This is a genomic window from Aromatoleum buckelii (genome assembly GCF_012910785.2).
GTDB classification, from domain to species: Bacteria; Pseudomonadota; Gammaproteobacteria; order Burkholderiales; family Rhodocyclaceae; genus Aromatoleum; species Aromatoleum buckelii.
Window position 1 is genome coordinate 1,555,898 of record NZ_WTVH02000010.1, and the last position, 13,880, is coordinate 1,569,777.

General features: G+C 65.7%; 14 protein-coding genes. 6 read left to right on the forward strand and 8 right to left on the reverse strand.

Annotation, left to right across the window (positions count from 1 at the left end; translation table 11 throughout):
* Positions 1-68: 68 nt before the first annotated feature.
* Positions 69-3,596, reverse strand: a complete 3,528-nt coding sequence (gene smc, locus GO608_RS17990; protein ID WP_169198552.1) for a chromosome segregation protein SMC — start codon at positions 3,594-3,596, stop codon at positions 69-71.
* A gap of 112 nt (positions 3,597-3,708) precedes the next feature.
* On the opposite strand from smc, the gene dapC reads away from it, so the two are divergent.
* The 6 genes from dapC to GO608_RS18020 all read left to right on the forward strand — a co-directional run bounded on the left by dapC (position 3,709) and on the right by GO608_RS18020 (position 9,602).
* Complete coding sequence (gene dapC, locus GO608_RS17995) at positions 3,709-4,905, forward strand: succinyldiaminopimelate transaminase (protein ID WP_169198553.1); 1,197 nt, start codon at positions 3,709-3,711, stop codon at positions 4,903-4,905.
* A 13-nt stretch (positions 4,906-4,918) separates the two neighbouring features.
* Entirely contained in the window at positions 4,919-5,740 is an 822-nt protein-coding gene (gene dapD, locus GO608_RS18000; protein WP_169198554.1) for a 2,3,4,5-tetrahydropyridine-2,6-dicarboxylate N-succinyltransferase, read from the forward strand.
* A 97-nt stretch (positions 5,741-5,837) separates the two neighbouring features.
* Positions 5,838-7,022: a PilT/PilU family type 4a pilus ATPase gene (locus GO608_RS18005; protein WP_169198555.1), complete on the forward strand. Its 1,185-nt coding sequence runs from the start codon at positions 5,838-5,840 to the stop codon at positions 7,020-7,022.
* A 25-nt stretch (positions 7,023-7,047) separates the two neighbouring features.
* Positions 7,048-8,202, forward strand: coding sequence for a succinyl-diaminopimelate desuccinylase (gene dapE, locus GO608_RS18010; protein WP_169198556.1), 1,155 nt, complete (start codon positions 7,048-7,050; stop codon positions 8,200-8,202).
* Positions 8,203-8,204: 2 nt separating this feature from the next.
* Complete coding sequence (prmB, locus tag GO608_RS18015) at positions 8,205-9,140, forward strand: 50S ribosomal protein L3 N(5)-glutamine methyltransferase (protein WP_169198557.1); 936 nt, start codon at positions 8,205-8,207, stop codon at positions 9,138-9,140.
* Positions 9,141-9,143: 3 nt separating this feature from the next.
* Positions 9,144-9,602: a response regulator gene (locus tag GO608_RS18020; protein ID WP_169198558.1), complete on the forward strand. Its 459-nt coding sequence runs from the start codon at positions 9,144-9,146 to the stop codon at positions 9,600-9,602.
* 93 nt (positions 9,603-9,695) lie between these two features.
* On the opposite strand, the gene GO608_RS18025 is transcribed toward GO608_RS18020, so the two are convergent.
* The 7 genes from GO608_RS18025 to iscU are packed head-to-tail and all read right to left on the reverse strand — an operon-like array spanning position 9,696 to position 13,856.
* Positions 9,696-10,184 carry a glutathione peroxidase gene (locus GO608_RS18025; protein ID WP_169198559.1) on the reverse strand — a complete coding sequence of 163 codons (489 nt, stop codon included), beginning with the start codon at positions 10,182-10,184 and terminating at the stop codon, positions 9,696-9,698.
* A 1-nt stretch (position 10,185) separates the two neighbouring features.
* The gene (gene iscX / locus GO608_RS18030; protein WP_053421764.1) at positions 10,186-10,380 is read right to left on the reverse strand and encodes a Fe-S cluster assembly protein IscX; all 195 of its coding nucleotides are present in this window, start codon (positions 10,378-10,380) and stop codon (positions 10,186-10,188) included.
* The gene (gene fdx, locus GO608_RS18035) at positions 10,380-10,721 is read right to left on the reverse strand and encodes an ISC system 2Fe-2S type ferredoxin (protein WP_169198560.1); all 342 of its coding nucleotides are present in this window, start codon (positions 10,719-10,721) and stop codon (positions 10,380-10,382) included. Before fdx ends, iscX begins: the two co-directional genes overlap by 1 nt.
* Positions 10,718-12,586: a Fe-S protein assembly chaperone HscA gene (gene hscA / locus GO608_RS18040; protein ID WP_169198561.1), complete on the reverse strand. Its 1,869-nt coding sequence runs from the start codon at positions 12,584-12,586 to the stop codon at positions 10,718-10,720. Before hscA ends, fdx begins: the two co-directional genes overlap by 4 nt.
* Positions 12,586-13,119 (reverse strand): Fe-S protein assembly co-chaperone HscB, encoded by a 534-nt coding sequence (hscB, locus tag GO608_RS18045; protein WP_169198562.1) that lies wholly within the window; start codon positions 13,117-13,119, stop codon positions 12,586-12,588. Before hscB ends, hscA begins: the two co-directional genes overlap by 1 nt.
* 16 nt (positions 13,120-13,135) lie before the next feature.
* Positions 13,136-13,459, reverse strand: a complete 324-nt coding sequence (iscA, locus tag GO608_RS18050; RefSeq protein ID WP_169117149.1) for an iron-sulfur cluster assembly protein IscA — start codon at positions 13,457-13,459, stop codon at positions 13,136-13,138.
* Positions 13,460-13,475: 16 nt separating this feature from the next.
* Positions 13,476-13,856 carry a Fe-S cluster assembly scaffold IscU gene (iscU, locus tag GO608_RS18055; protein WP_053421769.1) on the reverse strand — a complete coding sequence of 127 codons (381 nt, stop codon included), beginning with the start codon at positions 13,854-13,856 and terminating at the stop codon, positions 13,476-13,478.
* Positions 13,857-13,880: the final 24 nt, after the last annotated feature.

Consider the following 13,880-nt stretch of genomic DNA (forward strand, 5'->3'; position numbering starts at 1 on the left):
ACCAGTTGATCCTGTAAACAAAAGAATCGGTCCGCCGCCAGTGCGGCAGACCGGGACCCGTTCGTGCGTCAGGCTGCCGCCGGCTCGGCCAGGCGCAGCGCCTCTTCGATATCCACTTCAACGACCCGTGAAACGCCCTGCTCCTGCATCGTCACGCCGACCAGCTGTTGCGCGATTTCCATCGTGATCTTGCTGTGGCTGATGAAAACGAACTGTGTTTGCGATGACATGCGTTTTACCATCTGGCAATAGCGTTCGGTGTTGGTATCGTCCAGTGGTGCATCGACCTCGTCAAGCATGCAGAAGGGCGCCGGGTTGAGCTGGAACATCGAGAATACCAACGCAATCGCCGTCAGCGCCTTTTCGCCACCGGAAAGGAGATGTATCGAGGTGTTTTTCTTGCCGGGCGGCTGGGCGACGATCTGGATGCCGGCGTCGAGAATCTCGTCGCCGGTCAGCACCAGCCGGGCCTGGCCACCGCCGAAGAGCTGCGGGAACAGCGTGCCGAAATGCTGCGTGACGGCATTGTAGGTGTCCTGCAGCTGCTCGCGCGTTTCGCGGTCGATGCGGCGGATCGCGTCCTCGAGCGTGACGATCGCCTGGCTCAGGTCCTCGTTCTGCGCGTCGAGATAACCTTTGCGCTCCTGCGCGCTGCGCAGTTCGTCGAGGGCCGCGAGGTTGACCTGTCCGAGTTCGGCGATCTCGCGCGCGAGCCGTGCCACTTCGCGCACCAGCGCGCTCTCGCGCAAGTCGCCGGTCAGCAGCGGCTGCAGCGCCGCTTCGTCGGCCTGGGCTTCGACGAGGCGCTCGTCGAACTGCGCCACGGCAAGTTCCGCCGCCTGGACGCCCAGCCGCAGCTCGGCGATGCGAGTGCGCGCAGGCGCAGCCTCGCGCTCGGTTCGCAGGCGCAGCTCCTCGGTCTGCTTGAGCAGGGAAGCAGCCTGTTCCAGCGCGTCGCGCCGCGCGGAAAGCGCCGTCTCGCGGCTCTGGCGCAGCGTCAGCGCTTCCTGCAGGGCGTCGCGGCTGTGGCTGCAGTCGATCGCGCCGAGTTCATCCCGACAGGCGTCGAGCTCAGTGGTGATGCGGTCGAGCTGCCCGGCCGCAAGGGTGGTGTTGCGGGCGATGTCATCGAGCTTGCCGGCGCATTCGCGCTCGGAGAAACGCGCTTCCTGCAGATCCCGGGCCGTCGCCTGATCGAGCGCGCGCGTCTCGCGCAGCAGGTTGTCGCGCTCGGCGAGCACTTCCATCGCGGCGTCGAGCCGCTCGCGCTGCAGTTCGGCCAGCTCGGCTGAACGCGCCTGTTCGGTTTCGGCTCGCGCGAGCTGTTGGCGCTCGGCGGCTTCGAGGTGCACAAGGTCGTCGAGGTCACGCGTGAGCTGCGCGCGGCGCTCTTCGGCGCGCTGGCGTGCCTGCGTCAGCTTCAGCAGCCCGACCTGTTCGGCGTGGATCTGCTGCTGCATCGATTGCAGCTCGCGCCGCAGCGCGTTGCCGCGCTCCTGCAGGTCCGCCGCGATCGCTTCGGCTTCGAGCAGCGCGTCGTGCGCCTGCTGCGCCTCGGCTTCCAGCTCGCGCTGGCGATCCGCAAGGGTGTCGATTTCGCGCTGGCGTTCGATGACGCCGTGGGTGCGGCTGTCCGGCGCGTAATGGACGAGCGCATGGCGCGTCAGGATCTGCCCGCGCGGACTGACGAGGCAGGTGCCGGGCGCGAGTTCGGCGCGCCGGGCGAGCCACGGTTCGAGTGCGTCGACGGCAAAACAGCCGCGCAACCCCTCGGCCAGCGCGGGACGCAGCGCCGCTTCCGGCAGGTGCACGCGGTCGATCAGCGCCGTCGCGCCCGAAGGGGGGGCGACCGGCGGGAGCTGCGTGTCCGCGCCGGCGAACGCGACCGCGAACGCGGCCGGCGGGGCCTCGTCGAACATCGCGCGGGCAGCGTCGTCGACGGCGCCGGTGAGCGCGGCGAGGCGTTCGCGCAGCACCGCCTCGACCGCGGTTTCCCAGCCTGCGTCGACCCGCAGCGCACGCCACAGCGGCGCCAGCTCGGCGAGGCGGTGGCGCTTCAGCCAGTCGCCGAGCTGCCCCTGCGACTGCACTTTCGCCTGCAGTTGTACCAGCGCGTCGCGTCGCGCGCGCAGTTCGGTCAGCCGGCGCTGCACCTGACGTTCGCCATCGAGCGCGGTTTTCAGCGTCGCCTGGGCTTGCGGCAGGCGCGACTGCGTCTGCACGAGATCCTGCTGGCGGGCGTCGTGCTCGTCGCGCAGAGTGTCGAGCCGGGCTTCCTGCTGTGCGAGCGCCGCCTCATCCGGCCCGTCGATCGCGCCGCTGTCGCCGAGCAGCCGCGCCCGCCGTTGCGCGAGCGCATCGAGCGCGCGCACGGCGTTTGTGCGGTTCGCTTCGCCGACGCGCAGCTGTTGCTCGGTTTGGCCGAGTTCGCGGCGTGCGGCCGCGACGGTCGCCTCCGCTGCCTGGCGCGCCGACTCGGCCTCGGGCAGGCGCTCGGCGACTTCGGCATGGCGTGCTTCGGCCTGCTCGGCCCGCAGCGTGGCGTTTTCCAGCAGCGCGCTCCAGCGCTCGCGGTCGCTGCCGAGCGCTTCACTGCGCGCGCGCCAGTGCGCTTCGTCGATCGCGAGCTGGGCGAGACGGGCTTCGAGGCGCTTGCGCGCATCCTCGGCGTGCCGAAGCTCGGCTTCGAGGCGGCTGACTTCGGCGCAAATCGCGGCCAACTCGCTCTGTGCCGCGTGCGTCGCTTCGGATGCGGAAAAATGCGCTGCGCGGCCCGATTCGACCGCGTTTTCGAGTTCCTGCAGGCGAGCGCTGTCGGCTTCCATCTTCGCCGACAGCTGGTGGAGTTCGCTTTGCAGCCGCACCTGCTCGCCGCGCGCGTCGTTGCGCTTGAGCAGCCACAACAGCTGCTGGCGCTCGGCATGCGCAGCGCTCAGCGCACGGAAACGGGCTGCGATCGCGGCCTGCGCGTCGAGGTGGCCGATGCGCTCGCCGAGCTCCATGCGGATGTCGTCGAGCCGGGTGAGGTTGTCGCGTGCATCGGACAGCCGGCCTTCGGTCTCGCGGCGCCGCTCGCGGTATTTGGTGACGCCGGCGGCCTCTTCGAGAAAGCCGCGGATTTCCTCGGGCCGTGCTTCGATGATGCGCGAGATCATGCCCTGTTCGATGATCGCGTAAGCGCGCGGCCCGAGTCCGGTGCCGAGGAACAGGTCGATGACGTCCTTGCGGCGCACATGGACGTTGTTGAGGTAATACGTCGATTCGCCGCTGCGGTCGAGCACCCGCTTGACCGAGATTTCCGCATAGCGCGACCACTGCCCCGCTGCGCGCCCTTCGGCGTTGTCGAACACCAGCTCGACGCTCGCCCGCGACACCGGTTTTCTCGTCGTCGAGCCGTTGAAGATCACGTCCTGCATCGACTCGCCGCGCAGCGCGCTCGCCCGCGTTTCGCCGAGCACCCAACGCACCGCGTCGATGATGTTCGACTTGCCGCAGCCGTTCGGCCCGACGACACCGACGAGGTTGCCGGGAGTGAGGACGGTGGTCGGGTCGACGAAGGTCTTGAAACCGGCGAGTTTGAGCTTGGAAAGACGCACGTCGGAACGAGGGTGAACGGTCGGGTTCAGGGCTGTCGAAAGCGCGCCATGATAACATCCCCGATCCACGGCCCCCGCGGCCGGCGTCCCGAAATATGCCGACACAATTGACGTGAATCCGAACCTCGACCGACTGCAGTCCTACCCTTTCGAAAAGTTGCGCAAGCTGTTCGAAGGACTCATCCCGCCCCCGGGCCTGGCCACGATCCGGCTGTCGATCGGCGAGCCCCGGCACGCGACGCCCCCTTTCATCACGCAGGCGCTGATCGACAATCTCGACGGCCTCTCGGCCTATCCCGCGACCCAGGGCAGCGACGCGCTGCGCGGCGCGATCGCCGGCTGGCTCGAGCGGCGCTACGGGCTGCCCGCGGTCGACGTCGCGACCCAGGTGCTGCCGGTCAATGGATCGCGCGAAGCGCTGTTCGCGTTCGCGCAGTGCGTCGTCGACAGCCGCGGCGGCGCAGCGAAAGTGCTGTGCCCGAACCCGTTCTACCAGATCTATGAAGGCGCGGCGCTCCTGGCCGGCGCCGAACCGGTGTTCCTCAACAATCTGCCTGAAAACCGTTTCGGCTCGGACTTCGATTCGCTGCCGGAATCGGTGTGGCGCGACGTCCAGCTGGCGTTCGTCTGCTCGCCGGGCAATCCGACTGGACGCGTGCTGTCGCTGCAGGAGTGGGCTCGCCTGTTCGAGCTTTCCGACCGCCATGGCTTCGTGATCGCCGCGGACGAGTGCTATTCGGAGATCTATTTCGACGAGAACGCGCCCCCGGTCGGCGCGCTGCAGGCCGCGCGCGAGCTCGGTCGCGGCGATTTCCGCAATCTCGTGACGTTCTCGAGCCTGTCGAAACGCTCGAATGTGCCGGGGATGCGTTCCGGGTTCGTCGCCGGCGACGCCGCCGTGCTGAAGGCTTTCCTGCGCTATCGCACTTACCACGGCTGCGCGATGAATCCGGCCGTGCAGGCCGCTTCGGTCGCGGCCTGGAACGACGAAGCGCACGTCGTCGACAACCGCCGGCTGTACCGCGAGAAATTCGATCGCGTCACGCCGCTCGTCGCGCGCCACCTGAAAGTCGAGCGGCCCGACGCCGGTTTCTACCTGTGGGCGCAGACGCCGATCCCGGATACCGAGTTCGCCCGCCGCCTGCAGGGTGAATATAATGTCACGGTACTGCCGGGCAGCTTCCTCGCCCGCGAGGCGAACGGCGTTAATCCGGGCGCCGGCTTCGTGCGCATCGCCCTCGTCGCCCCGACTGCCGAATGCGTCGAGGCGGCCGAGCGCATCGCCGCTTTCTGCCAATCTCTCCCATAACGGAAAACTCCCCATGCAAGACCTGCAAAAGATCATCGACGACGCGTTCGAGAACCGCGCGAACCTCTCGCCTTCCGCAGCGCCGGCGGCCGTGCGCGACGCAGTCGCAGCGGTCATCGCCGGCCTCGACGCCGGGAGCCTGCGCGTCGCCGAGAAGATCGACGGCAACTGGACCGTCAACCAGTGGATCAAGAAGGCCGTGCTGATCTCGTTCCGCCTCGCCGACAACGAAGTCATGGCGGGCGGCACGAACCAGTATTTCGACAAGGTGCCGACGAAGTTCGGCGACTACACGCCGGAGCAGTTCCGCGAAGGGGGCTTTCGCGTCGTGCCGCCCGCGGTCGCGCGTCGGGGCAGCTTCATCGGCCGGAACGTCGTGCTGATGCCGTCGTACGTGAACATCGGCGCCTACGTTGATGAAGGCACGATGGTCGACACTTGGGCGACGGTCGGCTCGTGCGCGCAGATCGGCAAGAACGTCCATCTTTCGGGCGGCGTCGGCATCGGCGGCGTGCTCGAACCGGTGCAGGCCGGCCCCGTCATCATCGAGGACAACGTGTTCGTCGGCGCACGCTCGGAAGTCGTCGAAGGCGTGATCATCGAGGAGAACGCGGTGCTGTCGATGGGCGTATATATCGGCCAGAGCACGAAGATCTACGACCGGGCCACCGGCGAGATCACCTATGGCCGCGTTCCGTCCGGTGCCGTCGTCGTGCCGGGCAGCCTGCCGTCGGCCGACGGCAAGTACAGCCTGTATTGCGCAGTGATCGTCAAGCGCGTCGATGCGCAGACGCGCGCGAAGACCGGCATCAACGAACTGCTGCGCGGCGCCTGATCCCCGCACATTGGGCTGTCGCTGAGCCGGGCGGACGGGCGGTCCGGCCGGTTCAGCTGTCCGCCCCTCCCCTTTTCCGTTCCGGAGACCCGCGGCGATGATTTTCGACAAGCTGTTTCAGTTGATGGCGGAAAAGCTCGCGTCGGACATTTTCATCTCGGCCGGCGCCCCGATCCATATCAAGATCCAGGGCGTCACGATGCCGATCAACCAGCAGGTCATGGAGCCGCCCATGATCAAGCGGATGATCTACGAGATGATGACGCCGGAGCAGATCGACACGTTCGAACGCGTGAGGGAGCTCAATCTCTCGTTCGGGCGCCGCGAGCTGGGCAACTTCCGCGTCAACCTGTTCTGGCAGCGGCACAGCATCGGCATCGTCGTGCGCTACATCCAGGGCGACATCCCGACTCTCGATTCGCTCGGCCTGCCCCCGGTGCTCGCCGAGGTGGTCACCGAAAAACGCGGGCTGGTGCTCGTCGTCGGCGCGACCGGCTCGGGCAAGTCGACGACGCTCGCGTCGATGATCGACCATCGCAACCTGAACCGTTCCGGCCACATCCTCACCGTCGAAGACCCGATCGAGTACCTCTTCAAGCACCGCAAGTCGATCGTCAACCAGCGGGAAGTCGGCATCGACACCCACAGTTGGCACGATGCGCTGCGCAACGCGATGCGCCAGGCGCCCGACTGCATCCTGATCGGTGAAATCCGCGACCGCGAGACGATGCAGGCAGCGCTCGCCTATTCCCAGACCGGCCACCTGTGCCTCGCGACGCTGCATGCGAACAACGCCTACCATGCGCTCAACCGCATCGTGAACTTCTTCCCGCTCGAGAACCGCTCGCTGCTGTTCCTCGACCTCGCGGTGGCGCTCAAGTGCATCGTCTCGCAGCGGCTCGTGCGCAAGCCCGACGGCGTACGCGTTCCGGCGGTCGAAATCCTCATGAACACGCGGCACGTCGCCGAACTGATCGAGCGTGGCGAACTCAACGAAGTCAAGGAGGCGATGCAGCAGAGCCTCGCGCCGGGATCACAGACCTTCGAGCAGGACCTGTACCGGCTCTACCACGAAGGCACGGTGACGTTCGAGGAAGCGCTCGCGAACGCGGACTCGCCGACGAACCTGTCGTGGCTGATCAACAATGCGCAATTCGGCAACGGGCCGGAGGCGCAGGACGGCAGCGACGATTCGCCAACCCTCTATTTCGCGCGGAAAGAGCCGGAAAACCGGCCTTTCAGTGACTTCGCGCTGCACCTCGACGACAGCGTGAAGCTTTGAACAACACCACGAATTACCGAAAACAATGACTCCTGCTTCATCCGGCGACACTTTCCGGCTCGCCTGCGAACTCATCTCGCGCCCGTCCGTCACGCCGGACGACTGCGGCTGCCTCGACCTGATCGCGGCCCGGCTGACGCCGCTGGGTTTCCGCTTCGAGCGCATCGACGGCGGCGGAGTCTGCAACCTGTGGGCGCGGCGCGGCGAGACTGAGCCGGTGCTGTGTTTTGCCGGGCATACCGACGTCGTGCCGGCCGGTCCGCTCGAAGGCTGGGATTCGCCGCCGTTCGAGCCGACGGTCCGCGGTGGTCAGCTGTTCGGTCGCGGCGCGGCGGACATGAAGACTTCGCTCGCCGCTTTCGTCACGGGGATCGAACGCTTCGTCGCAGCACACCCCCACCACGCCGGTTCGATCGCGTTGCTGCTGACTTCCGACGAGGAAGGCATCGCGAGGCACGGCACGGTCAAGGTCGTCGAAGCGCTCGCGGCGCGTGGCGAGCGCCTCGACTATTGCGTCGTCGGCGAGCCGACTTCGGTCAATACGCTCGGCGACACGATCAAGAACGGGCGGCGCGGCTCGCTGTCGGGCACGCTGCGGGTCAAGGGCGTGCAGGGACATGTCGCCTATCCGCAGCTCGCGCGCAATCCGATCCACGAGTTCGCTCCGGCGCTCGCCGAACTGGCGAGCATTCGCTGGGACGAAGGCAACGAGTTCTTTCCGCCGACGACCTGGCAAGTGTCGAACATTCACGCCGGCACCGGCGCGAACAACGTCATCCCCGGCACGTGCGAAGTGCTGTTCAATTTCCGCTTCGCCTCGGTCAGCAGCGCCGACGAGCTCCGGCAGCGCACCCATGCCGTGCTGGACCGCCATGGACTCGACTATGAACTCGACTGGCACTTGTCCGGAAAACCGTTCGTGACAGCCCGCGGCAAGCTTGTCGAGGCGCTGTCCGACGCGATCCGCGACACGGCCGGGGTCGAAACCGAACTGTCGACGAGCGGCGGCACTTCCGACGGCCGCTTCATCGCCGACATCTGCAGCGAGGTGGTCGAGTTCGGCCCGGTCAATGCAACCATCCACAAGGTCAATGAGAGCGTCGTCCTCGACGCGATCGAACCCCTTTCCGCCATCTACGAGCGCACGCTGAACGCGTTGCTGCCGCCCAACCGAGACTGAAGATGTCCGACCTCCACGACGACACCGAACACGAACACGAACACGAGCATGGCCCCCTCGGCGAACTGGTCACGCTGCGCGACTGGCTGCGCTACGCGGTCACGCGCTTCAATCGCGCCGGCCTGTTCTTCGGCCATGGCTGCGGCGATGCCTATGACGAAGCGGTGTGGCTGCTGCTGCACACGCTGTCGCTGCCGCTCGACCGGCTCGAGCCGTTCCTCGACGCCTGCATCACGGCCGACGAGCGGGAGTCGCTGTTCACGGTCATCGAACGCCGCGCCGCGGAGCGCGTGCCGGCTGCGTACATCACCGGGGAAGCCTGGCTGGGGGACTTTCGTTTCCAGGTCGATGAGCGGGTGATCGTTCCCCGCTCCTTTTTCGCCGAACTGCTCGAGGACGGTTTCGCCCCGTGGATCGACGATGCCGAAGAGCTCACTTCGGCGCTCGACTTGTGCACGGGCTCGGGGTGTCTCGCAATCCTGATGGCGCATGCGTTCCCGAATGCGCAAATCGTCGGTGCCGATCTTTCCGACGACGCGCTGCAGGTCGCGCGCGCGAACGTGTCCGACTACGATCTCGACGGCCGCATCGAGCTGCTGAAAAGCGACGTGTTCGACAGGCTTGCCGGCCGTACCTTCGATCTCATCATCAGCAATCCGCCGTACGTCACCACAGACGCGATGGCTACGCTGCCGCCGGAATACCTGCACGAGCCGCGCATGGCGCTTGCTGCCGGCGAGGACGGGCTGGACATCGTCCGCCGCTTGGTCGCAGGCGCGAAAGCGCATCTCAATCCGGGGGGCGTGCTGGCGGTCGAGGTCGGCCACAACCGCCACCTCGTCGAAGAAGCGTTCCCCGACCTTTCGCCGGTCTGGCTTTCGGCCAAGGGAGGGGACGACATGGTTTTCGTGCTGCGCGCCGACGAATTACCGGAGTAAAAAATGCCCGCTGAACGCCCGATCCTGCTCGTTGAAGACAACCCGGATGACGAAGCCCTGATGTTGCGGGCCTTCAGCAAGAACGGCATCCGGAATCCGGTCGTCGTCGCGCGCGACGGGGTCGAAGCGATCGACTATCTGTTCGGTACCGGCAGCTACGAGGGCCGCGACCTTTCGCTGATGCCGTCCGTGGTGCTGCTCGACCTGAAGCTGCCGCGGATCGACGGCCTCGAAGTGCTGCGCCGGATGCGGGCGGACGAACACACCGGCTTGTTGCCGGTGGTCATCCTCACCACCTCACGCGAAAGGCAGGACATCCACGAAGCCTACCGGCTCGGTGCGAACAGCTACATCCGGAAGCCCGTGGATTTCGAGCGTTTCATCCACGCGGTCGGGCAGATCGTCACGTACTGGCTGGCGCTGAACGAAACCGCGGATCCTTCCGGCAACGGCCTTTACTGACTGCTGACTCGCGTCGTTAGCTCCCTGTCACCCGGCTGGTTTCGAGAGACAGCGGGGCAACAGCCCAGGGCGCGGGAACGGAGCCCGCGCAAACTACAGCAGCGCTTCGATCTCGCGTGCGATGCTTTCCGGTTTCGTCGCCGGGGCGAAACGCCCGACGATCTGGCCGTTGCGATCGACCAGGAACTTCGTGAAGTTCCACTTGATCGCTTCGGTGCCGAGAATTCCGGGCGCGACCGACGTGAGATGCCGGTACAGCGGATGCGCATTGTCGCCGTTCACGTCGATCTTTTCGCCGAGCGGAAAGCTGACGCCGTAGTTCTTTGCGCAAAACGCCGCGATTTCTTCCGCACTACCCGGCTCCTGCGTACCGAACTGGTTGCACGGAAAACCGATCACCGAAAACCCCCGCGGCGCGAACCTGTCGTGCAGTTCCTGCAGCGCCGCGTACTGCGGCGTGAAGCCGCATTCGCTCGCAGTATTGACGATCAGCAGCACTCTGCCGCGAAACTCCGCGAGCGGCATCGGCGCGCCGTCGAGCCGCCTCGTTTCGAAATCGAACACGCTCGCCGGGGCGCTCATTTCAGGCGACCTCGTCGATCCAGGCCTGCTGGATGGCTTCGAGCACGCGCTCGCCGCAATGCTTCGGGTCGTCGTCGAATTCCGGCAGCGCGATCGTCCACTGCATCAGATCGACGAAATTGACTTTCGTCGGATCCGTTTCGGGATGGCGTTCGGAGAGCTGGATCGCGATCTCCTGCACTTCGGTCCACTTCATCAGTGTTTGCCCTCCCGGGCCATATTGATCGTGTAGCGGGGAATCTCGATCACCAGCGCCGTCTCGCCGACGATTGCCTGGCACGACAGGCGCGACTGCGGCTCGAGTCCCCATGCCATGTCGAGGAGATCTTCCTCGGTTTCCTCGGCCTCGGGCAAGCTGTCGAAGCCTTCGCGGACGATGACGTGGCAAGTCGTGCAGGCGCAAGATTGTTCGCATGCGTGTTCGATCTCGATGCCGTGCTCGAGCAGGCTGCTGCAGATCGATTTGCCGGGCTCGGCCTCGATGACACTGCCTTCGGGACAGAGCTCGACGTGGGGTAGCACGATGATCTGGGTCATACCTGGATCTCATCAACCTTGTGACCGGCCAGCGCCGAACGGATGCTGTTGTCCATGCGGCGGGCAGCGAATTCATCGGTGGCACGGGCGAGCGCCTCGATGCCTTTCTTGACCGCACGCGGATCATCGCCCGTCACGAGCTGCTTCAGCGCGGCGATCGCCGCTTCGATGGCGGCGCGCTCGTCGGCATCGAGGAGCGCACCGTCCTGCTCCAGCGCGTGGGTCGTCGCCTCGATGACGCGTTCAGCCTCGACCTGCTGTTCGCGCAGCGCTCGCGCATGCATGTCGTCCCCGACGTGCTCGACGCCTTCCTTCAGCATGCCAGCGATCTCGTCGTCGGTCAGGCCGTACGAAGGCTTGACCAAGACGCTGGCCTCGACTCCCGAGGACATCTCGCGCGCCGACACCGACAGCAGCCCGTCGGCATCGACCTGGAACGCGACGCGGATGCGCGCGGCTCCTGCGACCATTGGGGGAATGCCGCGCAGTTCGAAACGTGCGAGCGAGCGGCAATCCTTGACCAGCTCGCGCTCGCCCTGCACGACATGGAAAGCCATTGCGGTCTGCCCGTCCTTGAACGTCGTGAACTCCTGCGCCCGCGCGATCGGGAGCGTCGAGTTGCGCGGCACGACTTTTTCGGTCAGCCCGCCCATCGTCTCCAAGCCGAGCGACAGCGGAATCACGTCAAGCAGCAGCCACTCGTCGTCGTCCTTGCGGTTGCCGGCGAGCACGTTGGCCTGGATCGCCGCGCCGAGCGCAACGACCTTGTCGGGGTCGAGGTTCGTCAGCGGCTCCTGGCCGAAGAATTCGGCGACCGCACGCTGCACATGCGGCATGCGAGTCGCGCCGCCGACCATCACGACCCCCTTGATGTCTTCGGGGTCGAGGTCCGCATCGCGCAGAACCTTGCGCATCGGCGTCATGGTCTTGGCGATCAGGTGCTGCGTCATCGCCGCGAACTCCTCGCGCGTGACGACCAGATTGACCTCCTCGCCGGACGACAGCTTGGCCCGGATCGGAGCTTCCTCGCTCGCGGTCAGGAGTTCCTTCGCTTCGCGCGCCTTCATCAGCAAACGGCGGGAGTCGTCGCTCGTCGGCGGCTCGATCGCGGCTTTGTCGAGAACCCAGCAGAACAGGCGGTGATCGAAATCGTCGCCGCCGAGCGCGGCGTCGCCGTTGGTCGCGAGCACTTCGAAAATGCCGCGCGACAGTTTCAGGATCGACAGGTCGAACGTGCCGCCGCCCAGGTCGTAGATCGCATAGACGCCCTCGGAAGCATTGTCGAGCCCGTACGCAACTGCGGCCGCCGTCGGTTCGTTGAGGAGACGCAGCACGTTCAGGCCGGCGAGTTTCGCTGCGTCCTTCGTCGCCTGCCGCTGGGCATCGTCGAAATAGGCCGGCACGGTGATGACCGCGCCGGTCAGCGGGCCGCCGAGGCTCGCCTCGGCGCGGGCGCCGAGCACCTTCAGGATTTCGGCAGAGATCTCGACCGGCGTCTTCACGCCCTGCACGGTGCGCAGCCGCACCATGCCGCCGGCGTCGACGAAGTCGTACGGCGTCGATTCGACGTGCGATACGTCTTTCAGGCCGCGCCCCATGAAACGCTTTACCGACATGATCGTGTTCTTTGGGTCGGTGGCGTGGGCAGCGGCCGCAGTGTGGCCGACTTCGACCCGCCCATCGGCATGGTAGCGCACGATCGAAGGCAGCATCGAGCGGCCCGCCTCGTCGGCGAGACACACGGCGATGCCGTTGCGGACTGTCGCAACGAGAGAATTGGTCGTACCCAGGTCTATTCCAACCGCGAGCCGGTGCTTGTGCGGCTCGGCGGACTGGCCGGGTTCAGCGATTTGCAGAAGGGCCATCAGGTCTCCAGCGCCTCGAGGGCGTCGTCGATCTCGTGTTGGATTTTTTCCATGAACATCAGCCGGCGGACGATTTCGGCAGCGGCCGCGAAGTCATGGCGCTCGTCGATGGTGCGTTCGAGTTCGTCGAACACTTCCCGCGCGTGATGACGCAGCCGGTGATGCAGTTGCGTGAGCTCGTGCCCCTCGCCGGCCGTGCGCGCCTCCTCGACCGCTTCGCGCCACTCCATCTGCTCCATCAGGAACGCGGAGGACATCGCGGTGTTGGTGTGCAGGCCGGCGTCAACGCCGGCGAGCTCGAGCAGGTATTGCGCGCGTGGAAGCGGCTTGCGCAGTGTCCGAAAACCTTCGTTCACCCGTGTCGCCCATTGCATCGACAGGCGTTTCTCCACGTCCGGCAGGTGCGCGAAACGGTCGGGATGAACCCGCCCCTGCAGATCGTGATAAGCCATCTCCAGCGCCGCTTCGTCAACGCGGAAACGTCGCGGCAGGCCGAAAAGGGCGAAGAAATCCTGTTGCAGGTCGACGCTCATGGGCTTTGCTCGCAGCTCAGACGTTGAAGCTTTCGCCGCAACCGCAAGCGTCCTTGACGTTCGGGTTGTTGAACTTGAAGCCTTCGTTCAGGCCTTCGCGGACGAAATCGAGTTCGGTGCCGTCGAGGTAGGCGAGGCTTTGCGGGTCGACGATGACTTTGACGCCATGACTTTCGAAGATCAGGTCCTCGTCATGCATCTCATCGACGAACTCGAGCCGGTAGGCCATGCCCGAACAGCCCGAGGTCTTGACCCCAAGGCGGATGCCGACACCCTTGCCGCGCTTGGCCATGAATTCCGACACGTGCTTGGCCGCGTTGGTGCTCAGTGTGACGCTCATCGTTCAGTCTCCCGAATCAGCCTTGCTTCTTCTTGTAGTCCGCCACTGCCGCCTTGATCGCGTCTTCCGCAAGGATCGAGCAATGGATCTTGACCGGCGGCAGCGCGAGTTCCTCGGCAATCTGCGTATTCTTGATCTCCAGCGCCTGCTCGACGGTCTTGCCCTTGACCCATTCGGTCACCAGCGAGCTCGACGCGATCGCGGAACCGCAACCGTAAGTCTTGAATTTCGCGTCCTCGATGACTCCGTCCTTGCCGACCTTGATCTGCAGCTTCATGACGTCGCCGCACGCAGGCGCGCCGACCATGCCGGTCCCAACTCCTTCGTCTTCCTTGCCGAAAGCGCCGACGTTGCGAGGATTCTCGTAGTGATCCAACACTTTTTCGCTATATGCCATGTTGTCTTCTCCTGGGGGATTTCG